17 protein-coding genes and 1 pseudogene are annotated in these 18,963 nt (G+C 73.9%); 9 read left to right on the top strand and 9 right to left on the bottom strand.

The window, feature by feature from the left end:
• Window positions 1-60: 60 nt before the first annotated feature.
• Entirely contained in the window at window positions 61-951 is an 891-nt protein-coding gene (locus VT50_RS18125) for an acyl-CoA thioesterase (RefSeq protein ID WP_046089531.1), read from the top strand.
• 42 nt (window positions 952-993) lie between these two features.
• On the opposite strand, the gene VT50_RS18120 is transcribed toward VT50_RS18125, so the two are convergent.
• The gene (locus VT50_RS18120; protein WP_046089532.1) at window positions 994-1,968 is read right to left on the bottom strand and encodes a DUF6397 family protein; all 975 of its coding nucleotides are present in this window, start codon (window positions 1,966-1,968) and stop codon (window positions 994-996) included.
• A 99-nt stretch (window positions 1,969-2,067) separates the two neighbouring features.
• Window positions 2,068-2,472 (bottom strand): roadblock/LC7 domain-containing protein, encoded by a 405-nt coding sequence (locus VT50_RS18115; RefSeq protein ID WP_046089533.1) that lies wholly within the window; start codon window positions 2,470-2,472, stop codon window positions 2,068-2,070.
• 119 nt (window positions 2,473-2,591) lie between these two features.
• Here VT50_RS18115 and VT50_RS18110 point away from each other — a divergent pair, with 119 nt between their 5' ends.
• The gene (locus tag VT50_RS18110; RefSeq protein WP_046089534.1) at window positions 2,592-3,020 is read left to right on the top strand and encodes a PPOX class F420-dependent oxidoreductase; all 429 of its coding nucleotides are present in this window, start codon (window positions 2,592-2,594) and stop codon (window positions 3,018-3,020) included.
• A gap of 53 nt (window positions 3,021-3,073) precedes the next feature.
• On the opposite strand, the gene VT50_RS18105 is transcribed toward VT50_RS18110, so the two are convergent.
• Complete coding sequence (locus VT50_RS18105) at window positions 3,074-4,267, bottom strand: zinc-dependent alcohol dehydrogenase (RefSeq protein WP_046089535.1); 1,194 nt, start codon at window positions 4,265-4,267, stop codon at window positions 3,074-3,076.
• Window positions 4,236-4,754 carry a roadblock/LC7 domain-containing protein gene (locus tag VT50_RS18100; RefSeq protein ID WP_046089536.1) on the bottom strand — a complete coding sequence of 173 codons (519 nt, stop codon included), beginning with the start codon at window positions 4,752-4,754 and terminating at the stop codon, window positions 4,236-4,238. The genes VT50_RS18105 and VT50_RS18100 overlap by 32 nt, the downstream gene beginning before the upstream one ends.
• Window positions 4,755-5,085: 331 nt before the next feature.
• Here VT50_RS18100 and VT50_RS18095 point away from each other — a divergent pair, with 331 nt between their 5' ends.
• Complete coding sequence (locus VT50_RS18095) at window positions 5,086-5,706, top strand: class I SAM-dependent methyltransferase (protein WP_046089537.1); 621 nt, start codon at window positions 5,086-5,088, stop codon at window positions 5,704-5,706.
• Window positions 5,707-5,737: 31 nt separating this feature from the next.
• Here VT50_RS18095 and VT50_RS18090 read toward each other — a convergent pair whose 3' ends face one another.
• Complete coding sequence (locus tag VT50_RS18090; protein WP_046089538.1) at window positions 5,738-6,505, bottom strand: alpha/beta fold hydrolase; 768 nt, start codon at window positions 6,503-6,505, stop codon at window positions 5,738-5,740.
• Between the two features lie 91 nt (window positions 6,506-6,596).
• Between VT50_RS18090 and VT50_RS41385 the strand changes: the two are divergent.
• Window positions 6,597-6,839, top strand: a pseudogene (locus VT50_RS41385) (PadR family transcriptional regulator); the annotation flags it as partial.
• A gap of 414 nt (window positions 6,840-7,253) precedes the next feature.
• A complete protein-coding gene (locus VT50_RS18080) occupies window positions 7,254-8,051 on the top strand; it encodes a hypothetical protein (RefSeq protein WP_046089539.1) in 798 nt (265 codons plus the stop codon).
• A gap of 332 nt (window positions 8,052-8,383) precedes the next feature.
• On the opposite strand, the gene VT50_RS18075 is transcribed toward VT50_RS18080, so the two are convergent.
• Complete coding sequence (locus VT50_RS18075; RefSeq protein ID WP_046089548.1) at window positions 8,384-8,566, bottom strand: hypothetical protein; 183 nt, start codon at window positions 8,564-8,566, stop codon at window positions 8,384-8,386.
• A 142-nt stretch (window positions 8,567-8,708) separates the two neighbouring features.
• On the opposite strand from VT50_RS18075, the gene VT50_RS18070 reads away from it, so the two are divergent.
• Both VT50_RS18070 and VT50_RS18065 read left to right on the top strand, forming a co-directional pair.
• A complete protein-coding gene (locus VT50_RS18070) occupies window positions 8,709-11,657 on the top strand; it encodes a DEAD/DEAH box helicase (RefSeq protein ID WP_046089540.1) in 2,949 nt (982 codons plus the stop codon).
• Window positions 11,654-12,931, top strand: a complete 1,278-nt coding sequence (locus tag VT50_RS18065) for an SWIM zinc finger family protein (RefSeq protein WP_046089541.1) — start codon at window positions 11,654-11,656, stop codon at window positions 12,929-12,931. The genes VT50_RS18070 and VT50_RS18065 overlap by 4 nt, the downstream gene beginning before the upstream one ends.
• Before the next feature lie 228 nt (window positions 12,932-13,159).
• On the opposite strand, the gene xylA is transcribed toward VT50_RS18065, so the two are convergent.
• Window positions 13,160-14,332: a xylose isomerase gene (gene xylA, locus VT50_RS18060; RefSeq protein WP_046089542.1), complete on the bottom strand. Its 1,173-nt coding sequence runs from the start codon at window positions 14,330-14,332 to the stop codon at window positions 13,160-13,162.
• Window positions 14,333-14,450: 118 nt separating this feature from the next.
• Here xylA and xylB point away from each other — a divergent pair, with 118 nt between their 5' ends.
• Window positions 14,451-15,908: a xylulokinase gene (xylB, locus tag VT50_RS18055; protein WP_046089543.1), complete on the top strand. Its 1,458-nt coding sequence runs from the start codon at window positions 14,451-14,453 to the stop codon at window positions 15,906-15,908.
• Between the two features lie 171 nt (window positions 15,909-16,079).
• Complete coding sequence (locus tag VT50_RS18050; protein ID WP_046089544.1) at window positions 16,080-17,345, top strand: ROK family transcriptional regulator; 1,266 nt, start codon at window positions 16,080-16,082, stop codon at window positions 17,343-17,345.
• Here VT50_RS18050 and VT50_RS18045 read toward each other — a convergent pair.
• Together VT50_RS18045 and VT50_RS18040 are read right to left on the bottom strand one after the other, a co-directional pair.
• Window positions 17,326-17,814 carry a GNAT family N-acetyltransferase gene (locus tag VT50_RS18045; RefSeq protein WP_240529201.1) on the bottom strand — a complete coding sequence of 163 codons (489 nt, stop codon included), beginning with the start codon at window positions 17,812-17,814 and terminating at the stop codon, window positions 17,326-17,328. The two genes, VT50_RS18050 and VT50_RS18045, sit on opposite strands and share 20 nt — an antisense overlap.
• Window positions 17,815-17,963: 149 nt before the next feature.
• Window positions 17,964-18,893, bottom strand: coding sequence for a phosphatidylinositol-specific phospholipase C/glycerophosphodiester phosphodiesterase family protein (locus tag VT50_RS18040; RefSeq protein ID WP_046089546.1), 930 nt, complete (start codon window positions 18,891-18,893; stop codon window positions 17,964-17,966).
• Between the last annotated feature and the right edge of the window lie 70 nt (window positions 18,894-18,963).

Genomic DNA, 18,963 nt, shown 5'->3' with positions numbered 1-18,963 from the left:
CACCTGGACACGGCCCACGCCGGGGAGCGGCCCGGCCCCCTCAGCGAAGGAGCACCAGCGATGACCAATCCCGCCGAGCGCCTGGTCGACCTGCTCGACCTGGAGCGGATCGAGCTGGACATCTTCCGTGGCCGCAGCCCCGATGAGTCGCTGCAGCGGGTGTTCGGCGGGCAGGTGGCGGGCCAGGCGCTGGTGGCCGCCGGGCGGACCACCGACGGGCAGCGTCCGGTGCACTCGCTGCACGCGTACTTCCTGCGGCCGGGGCGGCCGGGGGTGCCCATCGTGTACCAGGTGGAGCGGGTCCGGGACGGGCGCTCCTTCACCACCCGCCGGGTCGTCGCCATCCAGCAGGGTCGCACGATCTTCAATTTGACGGCCTCCTTCCATTCTTCCGAGCCGGGCATCGAACAGCAGCTGCCGATGCCGGATGTGCCGGGGCCGGAGGGTCTGCCGACCCTCGCCGATGAGGTCCGCGCCCATCTGGGCACGCTCCCCGAGGCGTTCGCCCGTATGGAGCGCCGACAGCCCTTCGACATCCGCTATGTGGAGCGGCTGCGCTGGACGGACGAGGAGCTCAAGGGCGCGGAACCGCGCAGCGCCGTGTGGATGCGCGCGGTGGGGCCGCTCGGGGACGACCCGCTGGTGCACACCTGTGCGCTCACCTATGCGAGCGACATGATGCTGCTGGACGCGGTGCGGGTGCCGGTGGAGCCGCTGTGGGGCCCACGGGGCTTTGATATGGCCTCGCTGGATCACGCCATGTGGTTCCACCGGCCGTTCCGCACCGATGAGTGGTTTCTCTACGAGCAGGAGTCGCCCGTGGCCACGGGCGGCCGGGGGCTGGCGCGCGGCCAGATCTACGACCGCGCGGGTCGGCTGCTGGTGTCCGTGGTGCAAGAGGGGCTTTTTCGTCCGCTGCCGCCCGCCGAGGGCGCCGCGGACGGCGGCTGAGCCCCGCCGTGGTGTCCCCCACCGGGACGTGCCGCAGGTGACTCACCGCCTGCCGATCAGCTTCTGCCACAGGCTCCGCGGGCGGCCCGGAACCGGAGGGCGGTCATCGAGCGCCGACTCCGGCCCGGCGTCCGGGCGCGGCGCGGGCCGGGCCCGACGGGCGTCGTCCAACGACGAGGCGAGGGCGGCCCGATAGCGCCGGATCTCCCGTGGGTCGTCCGCCGTGACCAGCGCGTCGATGACATCTCGGATCGCGCCCGCCTCGGGACGCATCCGGACGAGTGCGGGACGGAGCTCCCGCAGATGGGCCCGCTCATACGGATCGGCCACGGCCGAGGCCAGCTCGACGGAGCCGAGCACCGAGGCCGGCACCGCGGCCCGCTCCCAGGGGTCCTCCGTCTGGGCGAGCAGCTGGCCGATCCTTCGGCCGCGCCATGTGGCGGCCCGCCAGTCCTCCCCCGCGGCCAAGGCGGCGCTCAGCCCCGGCGGGGTGCGACCGCTCAGCAACTCCGGCTGCCTGACGGCGAGCTCGGTCAGGTCCGAGGCCAGATAGAGCCATACGACGGCCCGATAGCGATTGACATAGAACCGGACGGGAGCGAAGAAACCCCCGCGCGCGAGGCGGGTCAGCCGCCCCTGCGTGATACCCAGCAACTCCGCGCCCTCCGCGGTGCCCACCTCACGGAGACGGGCGATGAGCGCTTCCGGGAAGCCCTCGGCGGCGGTCACCCGCCTCAGCTCCTCGCACGCCACCCGCCGACCGAGACCGGTGGTGACGGTGCGCACTTCCCCCAGCTGAACCGCCAGCTCGAACTCCCGCGTATTGAGCCCCAGCGCCCGGGCCGCCGCGCCGAACGCGACGCTCTCGCCCGCTCCTCCCGGCGATCCGACCGGCCCCGCCGACCCGCCGTGGTCTCCCGGCCCGCTCGCCCATCCCGGTGCGCTCGGCTCGCCGAGCCATTCCGGGCTCCACGGCTCCTGGCTCTTCCGCAGCTCCTGATCCACCCGCACTGCCATCGCGACGTCCTCCCCCGCACTGCCTCAATCACTGACAGTGACGACGATAGCCGCGAAGCAAGAAGCTCGGTCAGGCCTGTGGATAACTTCCGCGCGGCATCAGCTGGGTGCGCCGCTCTCCTGTCTGGCCTCGACTCCCAGATGCTCCCCCACCCGGTTGACCAGCAGCGCCATCTCGTACGCGGCCTGTCCCACATCCGCGTCCGGCCCGGTGAGCACGCACAGACAGCTGCCGTCCCCCGCCGCCGTGACGAAGAGGACGCCCTCGTCGAACTCGACCATCGTCTGCCGCACCCGGCCGGTCCGGAAGTGGTGCCCGGACCCCTTGGCGAGGCTGTGCAGCCCGGAGGCCACCGCGGCCAGGTGCTCGGCGTCCTTGCGCACCAGCGTGGAGCTCGCCCCCGTCACCAGCCCGTCGTTGGACAGCACCAGCGCGTGCCGTATCTCCGCGATCCGCTCGGTCAGGTCGTCCAGTAACCAGTCGAGCCCCTTGCCCACTGCCATATCCGACTCCTCCCCGATTCCCCTTCAGCTGCGTGCCAGCCTTTCTCACTGCCGCCGTCTGGGCAACCCGCCCCGCTCGGCACCCCACGCTTGTGCGCTGATTGACGCAGGATGGGGACATGGCACAGAACATGACCAAGGATCAGTGGCAGAAGTTCGTCTCGGAGGGCACCCGTACGGCGAAGCTGGCGACCGTGCGGGCCGACGGAAGTCCGCACCTCGCCCCCGTGTGGTTCCTGCTCGACGGTGACGACCTCGTCTTCAACACAGGTCAGGAGACGGTCAAGGGACGCAACTTGGCCCGGGACGACCGGCTCACCATCTGTGTGGACGACGACAGACCGCCGTTCGCGTTCGTCACCCTGCGGGGGCGCGCCGAGCTCATCGACGACCTGGGGCAGGTCCGCGACTGGGCCACCCGGATCGCCGCCCGTTACATGGGCGAGGGCAGGGCCGAGGAGTACGGCGCCCGCAACGGCGTGCCGGGCGAGCTGCTGGTCAGGGCGCGCATCGACAAGGTGCTCGCGCTCTCCGGGGTCGCCGAGTAGCGAGATCCGACCGAAATCCACCCCTTCATGACGCACCCCCGCCCATCCGACGTTTACGGGCGCATGAGGACCTTTATCGCGCCGTCCTCCTTGTGCTGGAACATCTCATAGGCGCGGGGTGCCTCCTCCAGCGGCACGCGATGGGTGGCGAACCCGTCGACGCCCAGCGGGTCGTCGTCGGTCAGCAGGGGGAAGATGTCGTCGGCCCAGCGCCGCACGTTCGCCTGGCCCATCCGCAGCTCGAGCTGCTTGTCGAACATGGTCATCAGCGGCAGCGGATCGGCCATTCCACCGTAGATCCCGCTGAGGGAGATCGTTCCGCCGCGCCGCACCAGCGCGATGGCCAGCCGCAGCGCCGCCAGCCGGTCGACCCCGGCCTTCTCCGTGAGCTTGGCGGCCCAGTCCCGTGGCAGCAGGCCCGTGGCCCGCTGGGCGGTCCGGCCCAGCGGGCTGCCGTGGGCCTCCGTCCCGACCGCGTCGATGACCGCGTCCGGTCCGCGGCCGCCGGTGGTCGAGAGGATGGCCTCGACCAGTTCCTCCTGGCCGGAGTAGTCATTGAGGTCATGGACCTCGACGCCGTCGGCGCGCGCCCGGCGCAGCCGTTCGGGGACGAGGTCCACGCCGATCACCCGGTCGGCCAGCCCCTGGACCTTCGCCACCCGGCAGGCCATGATCCCGATGGGGCCCAGCCCCAGGACGGCGAGCGTGCCGCCGCGCGGCACCTCCGCGTACTCGACCGCCTGCCATGCCGTGGGCAGTACGTCGGACAGATAGACGTAGCGGTCGTCGTGGACCCCTTCGGGCACCTTGATCGGGCCGTACTGGGCCTGCGGCACCCTCAGGTACTCCGCCTGGCCGCCGGCCACCGCGCCGTAGAGCTTGGTGTAGCCGAAGAGCTCCGCCCCCGTGCCGTGCTCGGCGACCTGAGTGGTCTCGCACTGCGTCGGCAGACCGGTGCGGCACATCCAGCAGTGTCCGCAGGCGATCTGGAACGGGACCACCACGCGGTCGCCGGGCTTGATCTGCGTCACCTCCGGGCCGGTCTCCTCCACGATGCCCATGGGTTCGTGGCCGAGGATGTCGCCGGGGGTCATGAAGGGGGTGAGCACTTCGTACAGATGCAGATCGGAACCGCACAGCCCCGTGGTGGTGATCCGGATGATCGCGTCCGTCGGCTCCTTGATGATGGGGTCGGGCACCGTCTCGACCCGCACATCATGTCGGCCCTGCCAGGTCACCGCTCGCATCACCGCATCCCTTCGCCGTAGTCGTCGGCACGATTCCTCGAGGGCCGTTGCGAGTACCCCGGCGCATCCGGCCGAACCGCCGGCGGGACCATGGGCCGCGCCGCCGGTCCACCAGGTCCACGAGCCGGGTGGTCTCCTCGGCGAGCACGCCGGGCTCGGCGCCCGCGGTGCCCAGCACGGCCAGGCACGCGCCGTCGGCCAGCGCCGCGACGAAGAGGGTGCCCGCCGCCATCTCGATCATCGTCCGCCGGGACGGGCCGCCGCGCCCCCGGCGCCCGGCGTTCGCGGCGATGCCGTGGAATCCGGAGGCGACGGCGGCCAGGTGCTCGGCCTCATGGCGGGAGAGCCCAGCGGACGCGCTGACGGTCGCCCCGTCCCGGGAGAGCACCACGGCATGGCGTACGCCTCCGGCCCCGGTCACCAGATCGTCCAGGATCCGGTCGAGATCGACCATGGAGCGGGCGGCGGTGCTGCGCGGCTTGGTCATGGGCGGTCTCCCTCGGTCGGGATGCGCCGCGCCGGGCGGCGCTCCAGGTGTCCCCCTGAGCCAGGGACGCTAGACCCGGCGGGGGCGCGCGTTGAGGGCGCATTACGGAACCTGTTGAAAATTGACAGAGTCAGATGCCAGACCGATCGATGAACGTCCGAATCTGCACTCGAAGCGGGCGTAGGCTGCTTGCTCAGCGCAGTGCTTCACCGCCGTAGCCGCGGCGCTTCACCGTCGTAGCCGTAGTGCTTCACCGCCGTAGCCGCGGCCCTTCGCGCTGTCGCAGCCGTGGCGCTTCGCCGCCGTACCCCAGGTGCCCCGAGGAGTTCCCGTGCCCCATGAGCAGTCCCATGGAAACAGTGCGGCCGCCGTACGGGAGTTCTTCACCCCCCGGGCGGCCGAGTGGGATCGCCGCTTCCCGGACGACGGCCCCGCCTACGCCGCCGCCGTCGCGGACCTCGGGCTCCGCCCCGGGGACGCGGTGCTCGACGCGGGGTGCGGAACGGGGCGTGCGCTGTCCGCGCTGCGCGCCGCGGTCGGCCCCCAGGGGACCGTCCTCGGAATGGATCTCACGCCCGCCATGCTGGACGCCGCCCTGCGCGAGGGCCGGGACGGCTCCGCCGGCCTCGCCCTCGCCGATGTGGCACGGCTGCCGCTGCGCGACGGCCGCCTCGACGCGGTGTTCGCCGCCGGGCTGATCTCCCATCTCTCCGACCCCCGCGAGAACCTGCGCGAACTGGCCCGGGTGGTGCGCCCCGGCGGGCGGCTCGCGCTGTTCCATCCGGTGGGGCGGGCCGCGCTCGCCGCCCGCCACGGCCGTGCGCTCACCCCCGACGATCTGCGGGCGGAGCCCCGGCTGCGGCCGTTGCTGGCGGACGCCGGCTGGCGCCTGGACTCGTACACCGACGAGGACACCCGCTTCCTGGCGCTCTCCGTGCGCGACGTCGGCTGAGGGACCGGAAGGGCGGGTCCGAGCGGAACGCTCAGGGCTGGCCCGCTACCGCCGCCGCGAAGCCGGGGGCGTTGTCGAACATCACGTTGTGCCCCGCTCCGGGCACGGTGCGGACCGTCACCCCGGCCGCCGTCAGCTCCTCGCGCCCGCCGAGCTCCTCGCCGTGCCCGCCGACCAGGAAGGTGCGGGGGATCCCCAGGCCGAGGAGCATCCTCCGCATGGTCGGCCGGGTGCCGCGGACCAGCGCGCACGCGCTGCGGTGCAGGGCGGTCGGGTCGGTGAGCCGCACCGTCGCCCGCCACACCGGCCCGATCCGCCGCAGGGTCTCCTCGAATCCGCCGCCGCGTACGAACGCGTCCTCCGTGTACGCCGCGATCCTGCTGCTGCCCGCCGTCAGCGGCGGATCGGGATCCAGATTGGCCTCGGTGAGCACCAGCCGGGACACCAGTTCCGGGCGGCGCACCGCCAGCACGATGGCGACCGATCCGCCCATGCTGTGCCCAATGAGCTCGGCACCCCGCACCTTGGCGGCGTCGAGGGCCACGGCCAGCGCGGCGGCGTGGTCCTCCAGCGTGTAGCCGAAGTCCGCGGGGCGGTCGCTGATCCCGTGGCCTGGCAGGTCCACGAAGAGCGACCGGCGGTCCGCGAGGGCCGGGACGGCGGCTATATGGGCGTGATAGACGGCCGATGTCGCGCCGAGCCCATGGACATACGCCCGCGGTGGGCCGCCGTCCCCGGCCCCGGCCGTGCCGGTCCATCGGATGTGGGCCCCCTCGGGGCCGAACGGTGCGTGCTCCATGGCCTTCCTCCCGCCGTTCCCGCCTTAAGGATCGCGTCGGACCCGACGATACATCGACAACGATGTATTGCACTTACGAGGTACCGCGGCCATGCGGCACAATGCGGCCATGCTCGAACTCGCCATCCTGGGCTTCCTCCATGACGCCCCGCTGCACGGCTATGAGTTGCGCAAACGCATCGCCGCGCTGACCGGCCATGTGAAACCCGTGGCCGAGTCCACCCTCTACCCGGCGATCAAGCGGCTGGAGAAGGCCGGGCTGCTGGCCCGCCGGACCCAGCCGGGCGCGGGGGCCGCGCCCCGGCACATGCTCACGCTGACCGCCGAGGGGCAGGCGGAGCTGCGCCGCCGTCTGGCGCATCCGGCGGACGCCGACATCACCGACGAGAACCGCTGGTTCACCGTGCTGGCGTTCCTGCGCCACCTCGAAGAACCGTCGGCCCAGGCGGAGGTGCTGGAGCGCCGGATGGCCTTTCTGCGGCAGCCGTCGAGCTTCTTCTACGAGGGCGACCGCCCGTTGCGCGCCGAAGAGGTCGACGATCCCTTCCGGCGCGGCATTCTCACCGTCGCCCGGGCCACCAGCCAGGCCGAACTGTCCTGGCTGCGGCGCACACTCGACACGCTCCGGGCGGCGACCGACGGCTGAGAGCCGACCGCCTTCCGATGTCTCGACTCCGTGGCTACTGGGTGGTTAAGGTGCGCGACGACGGATCGCCCATCGGATCCGCATGCGCAAGAGGAGGCTGTCGTGCCCGCCACGGAGGAGTCACGCGACGAGGCGCTGTATGTGCTGACCGCGGTGCTGCTGACACCCGCTCAATTCCCGAGCGTGCTCGGCGACGACTATCCCGAGGCATGTGCCGCGCTCGGGCTGGAGCCGTACGAGAGCGGCTACGGACTGGTGCTGGGACAGGACGCGGACGGCGCCCGCTGGACGGTGGTCACCGACGATGTGGCGCTCGTGGCCATCGCCATCGCGACCTGGGACTGCGGTATGGAATACGCCCTGGCCATCGAGGACCGTACGGTGGTCGCCTCGCTTCCCGGCTGGCCGCTCGCGGTGGCCGTGGCCGCCCCGGGCGTACCGGCTCCCCATGATCCCGCGTCCGACCCCGGGCTGGGGGAGGCCGTCTCCCGGGCACCGCTGTCGCCGCCGGACTCCGAGCGGTGGGGCCCGGCCCAGCGGCGGCTCGGCGCCGATGAGATCGCGCTCCAGTGGGCGATCTGGCGTGAACAGGTCGACAGTGATGTGACGTTCGTGTCCCCGGGCGAGAAGCCGCACGGGGGTGTGCGGCGGGTGCTCGAAGAGGCGCGCGGCTATCTGGACTCACCCCCGCCGCTGGGGCGGATCCGCTCGGCGTTCGCCTCCGGCGACGCGCGGACGCTCCGGGCCGACGGGCCGGGCTGGAGCATGGTGGCCCGGACCGACGACATCGCGTTCGTGCTGCTGGACGACGCACCGGGCGAGGTGCTGCCGGTCGGCCGCGGCCCCGAGCTGCCCGGGCTGCTGACGGCCCTGGACAAGCTCGCCGTACGGCCGCACTGAGCCCCCGAGGCCCCGCCTTCTCCCGCACGGCGTCAGCGAGAGGCGTCCCCAGGTGCCGGTCAACGAGGCCATAGGGGCCGGTCGGGCACGCCGACGCGCGGGCCCCGTCGGCGCCCCCGTACGGTCCCAGCGGCCGTTTCCGTCCGGACCCGGATGTCACTCCGGGCCTGAGCGGGCCCCGAGGGGCATGGCCGCCGGCCAGGCGGCCGGGTCCGGAACGGGGTCGCGGGCGGTCCGCGATCGGTACTGCGCGGTCACTCCCGGGTGCGCTCCGCCCGTGACCCCTGGCCCGGCTGGTCGCCTCGCCCGGCCGGGCTCGACGACCGGCCGCTTCAGCGGCCCAGCTGCTTACGGGTGGCCCTGCTCAGCCTGCGGCGCTGGGAGGGATCCAGCAGCAGATAGGCCGCCGCCGGCACTCCCACGATCACCAGCAGCGCAGCCCAGAAGGGCAACACCCAGAGCAGGATCACACCCGCCACCACACCACCGGTGGCGACCTTCGCACGTGTGGACATCTCGCCCGCCTCCTTCACGGCCCATAGCCGCACTCACTCCACACAACGGACACCGGCGGCGCCCGGTTCCTCACCGCGCCGCGATCCTGTACCCTCGGGCGGCCCGGGCTTGACTAGTCAAATTTGAGGAACGCACAGCACTGTGACACCACCCTCCGCGGCCACACCCTCCGACATCGCCGAACTCTCCCGCTGCACCGCGGTCTTCCTTCCCGGTGACCCGGCACGCACCGGCCGGGTCGCCTTCTGGCGGCCGGACGGCGCACCTCCCTCCGGCCCCGTCACCGGCTCCGCCGAGGAGCTGACGGTCGTCGTGCCGGTGGACGGCACCGATGGCGGTCCCACCGGCCCCGACCCCATCGTCCCCACCGGCCTCGATGTAGAGACGCGTACCGTAAGGGCGCTTGTGCTGCCCCTGGCCGAGGCGCTGCCGGTGCTCACCCGGGCCCGGGCGCGGGCCGTGCAGGCCGGTCCCGGGGAGTGTGACACCGCCACGGCCTTCTGGGGCGCCGCCGCCGTCCTCGCCCTCCAGCTCGCGGCCCGCGGAAGGCTGCTGCCCGGGCTGAGCTCCACCGACCACGACGCCTGGCGGGTCGGTCCGCTCACCCCCGACGATCTGACGCGGGTGCGTGAGCTGGCCGCCGCCATGCCGCCTACGGCCCACGCGACGCCGCTGCCCGTCTCCGGCCCGGTGCTGCTGCCCGAGCCCGAGCGGCATCTGCGGGCGTTCCTGGACGCGGTGGCGGACGGGCTGCCGCGTTCGCCCGCGGCGGCGTCGGCCGCGGGCGGCCCCGCCTACGCCGCCCCGGCACCACGGCGGCTGCCCGAACAGCGCGCCTGGGCCGCCGATGTGGCTGCCGGGCACGACGCGGGGGTGCGGCTCTCGATCCGTATCGAGCTGCTGTACGGCGTCGGTGGGAACGGTAAGGCGGACGCGCCGCGCTTCCGTGCCGTACTCCAGCTGCACAGCCTCGCCGATCCGGCGCTGGTCGCGGACGCCGCCGACGTCTGGGCTGGGACGTCGCCCATCACCTCGGCCCTCGGTCCGCGCGCCCGTATGGACGCCCTGCTGACCCTGCGGCGCGCGGCCCGCGCCTGGGCGCCGCTCGCCCCGCTGCTGTCCGCCGCCGTGCCCGACGCCCTCGACCTCGCCGACGAGGAGGTCACCGAACTGCTCGGCCCGGCAGCCGGGGCGCTGGACGCCGCCGGGGTCCAGGTGCACTGGCCCAGGGAGCTGGCCCGCGGGCTCACCGCCCGTGCCGTCATCGGCCCGGACGGCGACGACGAGGCCCAGGAAGACGCCGGGCCCCGGCTCCCCGGCTTCCTCTCCGCGGACGCGCTGCTGCGCTTCAGCTGGCGGTTCGCCGTGGGTGACCAGGAGCTCACCCGTGCCGAGCTCGACCGGCTCGCCGAGGCCAGTCGGCCGGTGGTGCGGCTGCGCGACCAGTGGGTCCTCCTCGACCCCGAGGCGGTGCGCCGGGTACGGGACCGGCAGGACCGCAAGCTCACCCCCGCCGACGCCCTCGGCGCCGTCCTTACCGGTCGCACGGAGGCCGACGGCACCGATGTGGAGGTGCGGCCCACCGGCTGGCTGGAGGCCCTGCGGGACCACCTCGCCGACCCCGAGGGGACCGCGGGCACCCAGCGGGCGCCGGTGTCCCAGCCCGCCGCGCTGGCCGCCACACTCCGCGACTACCAGCTGCGCGGCCTGGACTGGCTGGTCCGGATGACCTCGATCGGCCTCGGCGGCTGTCTCGCCGACGACATGGGCCTCGGCAAGACCATCACCGTGATCGCCCTCCATCTCCACCGTATGGACATCTCTGAAGCCTCCGGGCCCACTCTGGTGGTCTGCCCCACCTCGCTGATGGGCAACTGGCAGCGCGAGATCGAGCGGTTCGCGCCGGGCACCCCGGTGCGCCGCTACCACGGCTCCGCGCGCAGTCTGGACGACCTTGACGACGGCGAGTTCGTCCTCACCACCTATGGCACGATGCGGCTGGACGCCCAGCGGCTGGCCGGGGCCGGGCCGTGGGGCATGGTGGTCGCGGACGAGGCGCAGCACGTGAAGAACCCGTTCTCGGCGACGGCGCGACAGCTGCGCACCATCGGCGCGAAGGCCCGCGTGGCGCTCTCCGGAACCCCCATCGAGAACAACCTCTCCGAGCTCTGGGCGATCCTCGACTGGACCACGCCCGGGGTGCTGGGCACCCATGGGGCGTTCCGCAGGCGCTACGCCCAGCCCGTGGAGAGCGGAAGCGACCCCGAGGCCGCCGCGCGGCTGGCGAAACTGGTCCGCCCCTTCCTGCTCAGGCGCCGCAAGTCCGACCCCGGTATCGCCCCGGAGCTGCCGCCCAAGACGGAGACGGACCGGGCCGTCGCGCTCACCAAGGAGCAGGCCGGGCTGTACGAAGCGGTGGTGCGCGAGATCCTGGCCGAGATCTCCGGCACCGACGGCCTCGTCCGGCGCGGACTCATCGTGAAGCTCCTCACGGGGCTGAAGCAGATCTGCAATCACCCGGCGCAGTACCTGAAGGAGGACCGGCCGGTGGTCCCCGGACGCTCCGGCAAGCTGGAGCTGCTTGACGAGCTGCTGGACACGATCCTGGCCGAGGGCGGGAGCGTCCTGGTCTTCACCCAGTACGTCCAGATGGCGCGCATCCTCGAGGGCCATCTGGCCGCGCGCGGGGTGCCGGCCCAGCTGCTGCACGGCGGTACGCCGGTGGCGCGGCGCGAGGAGATGGTGCGGAGCTTCCAGGACGGCGAGGTCCCGGTGTTCCTGCTGTCGCTGAAGGCGGCGGGCACCGGGCTCAACCTCACCCGGGCCGGGCATGTCGTGCACTACGACCGCTGGTGGAACCCGGCCGTCGAGGCACAGGCCACCGACCGCGCGTACCGCATCGGCCAGACCCAGCCGGTGCAGGTCCACCGCATCGTCGCGGAGGGCACCGTGGAGGACCGCATCGCCGCGATGCTGGCGCGCAAGCGGGAGCTGGCGGACGCCGTGCTCGGCTCCGGCGAGGGCGCACTGACCGAACTGACCGACGCCGAGCTGGCGGAGCTCGTGGAGCTGAGGGGGACCGAACGATGAGCCGTACCGAGTCCGAGCGCACCTTCGCCGCACTGCCGCCCGCCCGTGGCCGCGGCTTCGCCCGCACCTGGTGGGGACAGGCGTGGCTGAAGGCCCTGGAGGACACGGCGCTGGACGGCGAGCAGCTGAAGCGGGGCCGCAAGCAGGCGCGCGAGGGTGCGGTGGGCGCGGTGTGCGTACGCCCCGGGCGGGTCACCGCCGTGGTGCGGGACCGCGACCGCACGCCTTACCGGTCCGATGTACTGCTGCGGGAGTTCACCGACACGGAGTGGGACCGGCTGCTGGAGGTGGTCGTGGACCGCTCCGGCCATATCGCCGCCCTGCTGGACCGTGACATGCCCCCGCAGCTGGCCGAGGACGCGGCCGTCGTGGGTGTCGAACTGCTGCCGGGGATAGGCGACCTGGAGCCGGAGTGCGGCTGCGAGGCGTGGGACCACTGCCCGCACACGGCGGCGCTGTGCTACCAGCTCGCCCGGCTGCTGGACGAGGATCCGTATGTGCTGCTCCTGATGCGCGGACGCGGGGAGCGGGAGCTGTTGGACGAGCTCCAGGTGCGCAGCGCGGCGCGGGCCGCCCGGGACCTTCCGCGGGCAGCGGAGGAGGCCGCTCCCCCGGCTCCGGAGGGCGTACCGGCCCGGGAGGCGTTCGGCGCGCCCGGGCCGCTCCCGCTGCCCGGACCGCCGCCCGCGGTCGCCGCGCCCGGCCGTCCACCGTCGCTGGCGGGCGGTACCGACCCGGCCGGGGGGCTGGACGTGGCCGCGCTGGAGTTCCTGGCGGCGGACGCGGCCGTACGGGCCCAGCGGCTGCTGGCCGACGCGCTCGCACCCGGTCACGCCACCGCCCCGGTCCCGGCCCCGCTGACGGTGTGGCAGGACACGGTGCGGCTGACCGCCGCAGGTCCCCCGGCCCCGGTCGCCGCCCGGCTCGCGACGGGCTGCGGGCGCGACCGCACCGATCTGGCGCGGGCCGCACGCGCCTGGGAGCACGGCGGGGCCGCGGCGCTCACCGTGCTGGAGGAGGAGTGGACGCCGGACGCGGAAGCCCTCGCGCGGGCCCGCGCCCAGCTGGCCGCCGCCTGGGAGGGGGACGAGCTGGCCCCCCGGCTGCGCGCCACGGCGAACCGCTGGACCGTGGTGGGCGCCGATCTCCAGGTGCGCTACGGCCACGACGGACGCTGGTGGCCGTACCGCAGGGAACGCGGCCGCTGGTGGCCCGCGGGCCCGGCCGGACCCGACCCGGCGGCGGCGCTGGCGCTGGCGGGCTCCGAGGGCTGACGCGCGCACGGGCGGTGGCGGGCCCGGGGTCCCGAGCGGGTCGGCGGCGGGGGTCCCGAGCCGGTGAGGGCCCCGGCCGCCGGTCCAGTCGAGGGCGGGACCGGCGGCCGGATCCGGTCAGCCGCGCGAGGGCAGCCGGACCCGAGCGACCGAGCAGGGCCAGCCGGGCCCGGTCAGCCGGACGCGGCCGACCGGCACCGTCAGCCGCGCGCGGTCAACCGGACGGGGTCAGCCGCGCGCGGCCAGCAGATGGTCCATGGCCAGCTGGTCGAGGCGTTCGAAGGCCATACCGCGCCCGGCGGCGGCCTCGACGTCGAAGTCCTCGAAGGCGGTGCGGTCCGCGAGCAGCGCCGCCGGGGTCTCGCCCTCGTCGAGGGTCGGCTGGCCCAGCTGGTCCAGGCGCGAGGCGCGCAGCGCCTCCTGGACCTCGGGGTCGGCGCGGAAGGAGGCCGCGCGCTCCTTAAGGATGAGGTAATTGCGCATGCAGCCCGCCGCCGAGGCCCAGACGCCCGAGATGTCCTCGGTGCGCGGGGGCTTGAAGTCGAAGTGGCGCGGGCCCTCGTAGCCACCGGTCTCCAACAGGTCGACCAGCCAGAAGGCGGCCCGCAGATCGCCCGCGCCGAACCGCAGGTCCTGGTCGTACTTGATGCCGCTCTGGCCGTTGAGGTCGATGTGGAAGAGCTTGCCCGCCCACAGCGCCTGGGCGATGCCGTGCGGGAAGTTCAGCCCGGCCATCTGCTCGTGGCCGACCTCCGGATTGACCCCGTACAGCTCGGGCCGCTCCAGCCGCTCGATGAAGGCAAGGGCGTGGCCGACGGTCGGCAGCAGGATGTCGCCGCGCGGCTCGTTGGGCTTGGGCTCGATGGCGAAGCGCAGATCGTAGCCCTGCTCGGTGACATACGCGCCGAGCAGGTCGAACGCCTCCTTCATCCGGTCGAGCGCGGCGCGCACGTCCTTGGCGCCGCCGGACTCGGCGCCCTCGCGACCGCCCCAGGCCACATAGGTCCTGGCACCCAGCTCGACGGCGAGGTCGATGTTGCGCATGGTCTTGCGCAGCGCGTAGCGGCGCACATCGCGGTCGTTGGCGGTGAAGCCGCCGTCCTTGAAGACCGGATGGGTGAAGAGGTTGGTGGTGGCCATGGGCACGCGCATACCGGTGGCGTCCAGGGCCTGGCGGAAGCGCTTGATATGCGATTCGCGCTCGGTCTCGGAGGCCCCGAAGGGGATGAGGTCGTCGTCGTGGAAGGTGACGCCGTACGCGCCGAGCTCGGCGAGCCGGGTCACGGACTCCACGGGGTCGAGCGCCGGGCGGGTGGCGTCCCCGAACGGATCCCGGCCCTGCCAGCCGACCGTCCACAGTCCGAAGGTGAACCTGTCCTCGGGGGTGGGGTTGTAGCTCATCGCGGCTCCCTCGCCTATTTCGTCATGGCGCTTTACAAATTAGTATGCGCGAGCATTCCGGGGAAGCCCCGTACAACCCGCACACCGCACGCCCCATGAACGCAAGGGAGAGCGCGAGATGGCAGCAGCAGCCGTGCCCGTGCCGCAAGGACCGCTCGTCGTCGGCGTGGACAGCTCCACGCAGTCGACCAAGGCGCTCGTCGTCGACTCCGCGACCGGTGCGGTCGTGGCCCGAGGGCAGGCCCCGCACACCGTGGGCGGCGGCAGCGACGGCACCGGTAAGGAGTCCGTCCCCGAGCAGTGGTGGAAGGCGCTCACCGAGGCGCTGCGCCAGTGCGGGACCCCGGCCCGGGAGGCGGCCGCGGTCTCGGTGGGCGGCCAGCAGCACGGCCTGGTCACGCTGGACGCCTCCGGCCGTTCGGTGCGTCCCGCCCTGCTGTGGAACGACGTGCGCTCCGCGCCGCAGCGCGACCGGCTCATCGAGGAGTTGGGCGGACCCAAGGCGTGGGCGGAGCGGGTCGGCAGTGTGCCCGCGCCCGCCTTCACCGTCACCAAGTGGGCCTGGCTCGTGGAGAACGAACCGGAGGCGGCCCGCGCCACCGCGGCCGTCCGGCTCCCCCACGACTACCTCACTGAGCGGCTGACCGGCTACGGCACCACCGACCGGGGCGACGCCTCGGGCACCGGCTGGTGGGCCTCGGGCACCGAGTCCTACGACGAGGAGATCCTGGACCGGGTCGGGCTCTCCCCCGAGCTGCTGCCGCGCGTGCTGCGCCACGGCGAGGCCGCCGGGACGGTACGGGAGCTGCCCGATCTGCCGCTGCCCACCGGCGCCCTGGTGGCCACCGGCACGGGCGACAACATGGCGGCCGCCCTGGGGCTCGGTCTGCGCCCGGGGCAGCCGGTGCTGAGCCTGGGCACCTCCGGCACCGTCTACGCGGTCTCGGCCCACCGGCCCACCGACCCCACCGGGGTGGTCGCGGGGTTCGCCGACACGCGTGACGCCTGGCTGCCGCTGGCGTGCACGCTCAACTGCACGCTCGCGGTCGACCGGATCGCGGCGTTGCTGGGCCGCGACCGGGAGGCGGTGGAACCGGGCGGCTCGGCCGTACTGCTGCCGTTCCTCGACGGCGAGCGCACCCCCCATCTGCCGCACGCCTCGGGGCTGCTGCACGGTCTGCGCCATGACACCACGCCCGGGCAGGTGCTCCAGGCCGCCTACGACGGGGCCGTCTTCGCCCTGCTCACCGCGCTGGACCAGGTGCTGGACGCGGACACGGCGCCCGACGCCCCGCTGCTGCTCATCGGCGGCGGCGCCAAGGGCGCCGCATGGCGGGAGACGGTCCGGCGGCTGAGCGGACGCCCGGTGCGGGTGCCCCGGGCCGAGGAGCTGGTCGCCCTCGGGGCCGCGGCACAGGCCGCGGGGCTGCTGCTGGGCGAGGACCCGGCGGCGGTGGCACGGCGCTGGTCGACCGCCGAGGGGCCGTCCTATGGGCCGGTGCCCCGCGACGAGGCGGCGCTTGAACGGCTCTCCCAGGTGCTGGCGAACGCGGACGGACTGCTGCGCCAGGCGTGAGCGCGCCGCACCAGGCACAAGCGCACCACGCCACGCGTGAACGCCGTACGGACGCCACGCCGCGCGTGAACGCCGTACGGCGGCGGCCGGGACGCCCCGGTCCGGCCGGGAAGCCCCGGTGTCGTACCGGCCCGGCACAATGACCGGATCGGCCGAGAGGAGACGGTTCAGGTGGCAGCGCCACTGCCCAACACCCAGCAGGCGATGCGCCGGCGCAATCTCTCCCTCGTGCTGCACGCCGTGGCCGCCCACGGCCCGCTGTCCCGTGCCGCGGTGGCGGCGCGGGTGGGGCTGACCCGGGCCGCCGTCTCCACGCTCGTCGACGAGCTGATCCGGGACGGGCTGCTGGTCGAGCTGGGCCCCTCCCGGCCCGGCACCGTCGGCCGCCCCGGCAGCGCCCTGCAGCTCAACGAGCGCGGTCCGGCCGGTCTTGGCGCGGAGATCGGCGTGGACCACCTCGCGGTGTGCGCGGTGGACCTCGCCGGGCGGATACGGGCCCGTACGGAGCTCGCGTCGGCGAACCGCGACCGCCCACCGGCCCCGGTGCTCACCCAGCTCGCCGGTCTGGTCCGGCAGGTCGCGGCGGAGGCGGAGCTGAGCGGGCTGCGGCCGGTGGGGCTCACGGTGGCGGTGCCCGGTCTGGTGGCGCGGGACTCATCGCTGGTCGTCCGCGCCCCCAACCTGGGCTGGGAGGGCGTGGACACCGGCCCCGAGCTGCGCGCGGCGCTGCCCGGTCTGCCGGTGACCGTGGACAACGAGGCGAATCTGGGCGCGCTCGCCGAGCTGTGGCGGGGCGGCCATGACCCGGCGCCCCGGGACTTCGTCCATGTCTCGGCCGAGATCGGCATCGGCGCCGCGGTGGTGCTCGATGGTCAACTGCTGCGCGGCACCCATGGTTTCGCGGGCGAGCTGGGCCATGTGCCGGTGCGCCCCGAGGGGCCCGAGTGCGCCTGCGGGGGGCGCGGCTGTCTGGAGCAGTACGCGGGCGAGGAGGCGGTGCTGCGGGCGAGCGGCCTGTCCCCGGAGGAGGCCGCGGCCCGGCACCCGGGCCCTGGTGGCCGTATCGCCGTGCTGGCCGTGCGGGCGGCCAGCGGCGACCAGCGGGCGCGGCGTGCGCTGCGCGGCGCGGGCTCGGCGCTCGGGATCGCCCTCGCGGGCGCGGTGAACCTCCTGGATCCGGAGAAGGTGGTGCTCGGCGGGGCGCTGACGCCGCTGGCGCCCTGGCTGCTGCCCGCCCTGGAGCGGGAGTTGGGCAGGCGGCTCACCGACCCGGCCCGGCCCGGCAGCGGAGCGGTGACGGTCTCCCGGCTGGGCCCGGACGGTCCACTGCTGGGCGCGGCCAGCTCGGTGGTGCAGGCGGTCCTCGACGACCCGGCGGGGTTCAGGGACCCCGACGGGGCCGGTGAGCCGGCCGGGATCAGAGGAAGCGATGCATGATGTGCAGCCCCACATATCCCTTCGTGGGGTGGGCGAACGCCTCGGGGACGGTGCCGATGACCTCGAAGCCGAGTGACCGCCACAGCGCGACCGCCCCGGTGTTGCTCTCCACCACGGCGTTGAACTGCATCGCCTGGTAGCCCTCGGCGCGCGCCCAGTCCAGGACGTGCTCGCCCAGGGCGCGGCCCACACCGCGTCCGCCGTGCTCGGGGGCCACCATGAAGCTGGCCCCCGCGACATGCGCGCCGGGCCCCATCTGGTTGGGGTTCATCTTGGCCGAGCCGAGGACCGTGCCCTCGGGGTCGGTGGCGACGGCGGTACGGCTCGGGGGCCTCAGCATCCAGATCTCGCGGGCCCGGTCCTCGTCCAGGTCGCGGGGGTAGGTGTAGGTCTCCCCCGCGGCGACGATGCGGCGCAGGAAGGCCCAGATGGCGGGCCAGTCCTCGGCGGTGGCGGTCCTGATGAGCATGAGGGCCAGCATGGCCGTGCGGGCGGCGGCGCGCGAGCGGTTTTCTCCCCGGCCGCCGCCCCGAGAGGCGTCAGCGGCGGCCAGAGACACCGCGCCACACGGCGTCAGCGAGGGCCGGGGACGCCGCGGGAACGCCACCCCACAAGACGTCAGCGGGCCGCGCGCAGGAACGCCTCCAGGCCCGCCAGGTCGTCGGTGTTGAGGTAGTCCACGCCGGCGGCAAGAAGCTCGCGCCACAGGGCGTCGCGCTCCGGACCCGCCACGTCCGGAGTGGCCCAGAAGCGCACGGTCTGCCGGGCGCCGTGCGCGGAGGCGACGAGGCGGCGCAGCGTCTCGCGCTCGGCCGCCGGTATCGGGCCGGTCCCCGTCCAGCTGAAGGTCGTGGTCCAGTCGGCGCTGATCAGCGGGATGAAGGAGGCGGGCACGCCCGAGCCCAGGTCCTCCAGCCGTCCGTCGTAGAAGGCGTGGCGCACCTTCTCGGCCTCCATAGGGGCCCGTGCGCCGCGGTCGCCGGAGATGACGGCGGTCACCGCGCCGCGGCGCACCCGGCCGCCGACCCCGCCGTGGGCGGCGCTGAACAGATGGCCGTAACGGCGCAGCCGCTTGGCCAGCTCCAAATAGGTGGGCTCCCCGGCGGTCTTGATGTCGACCAGCAGCTGCAGCGACAGGTCGTAACCGCGGTAGACCCGGCCGCCGTTGGCCCTCACCCGCCGGGCCAGCGGGTCGAGGTAGAGCGACTCCAGGGTGCGGGTGGGGTCGAGGTCCGTGGCGTCGTGCGCGACCAGCAGCTGGCCGTCGACCAGCCAGATGTCGGCCTCGACGCTGCCGAAGCCGTGGGAGAGCGCGTCGAGGAGCGGGCGCGGGTGTTCGTAGTCGTTGTGGGCGTGGGCTCTGGCCAGCGGCCGCTTGCCCTTGGCGCGGTCCCTCGAGCCGTCTTCGGAGTTGTCGTTCGCGTTGTCCTTCGCGACGGCGGTGTCGCTCAGCGAGGCGGATGTGTCCGCGAAGGCGGGCGCTGCCGCGCCGCCCGCCAGCGCGGCTCCGAGGGTGACGACAAAGGCACGGCGTGTACGGCGGTCCATGGGGCCTCCCGGCTCTCGTCCCGGCGGGGTGCCGGATACGCAGGATCGACGCCAGTGAGTATCAGGCGGG

It is taken from the genome of Streptomyces antioxidans (assembly GCF_000968685.2).
GTDB lineage: Bacteria > Actinomycetota > Actinomycetes > Streptomycetales > Streptomycetaceae > Streptomyces > Streptomyces antioxidans.
The sequence above is the reverse complement of the archived record's forward strand: the minus strand, read 5'-3'. Positions and strand labels throughout refer to the sequence as shown.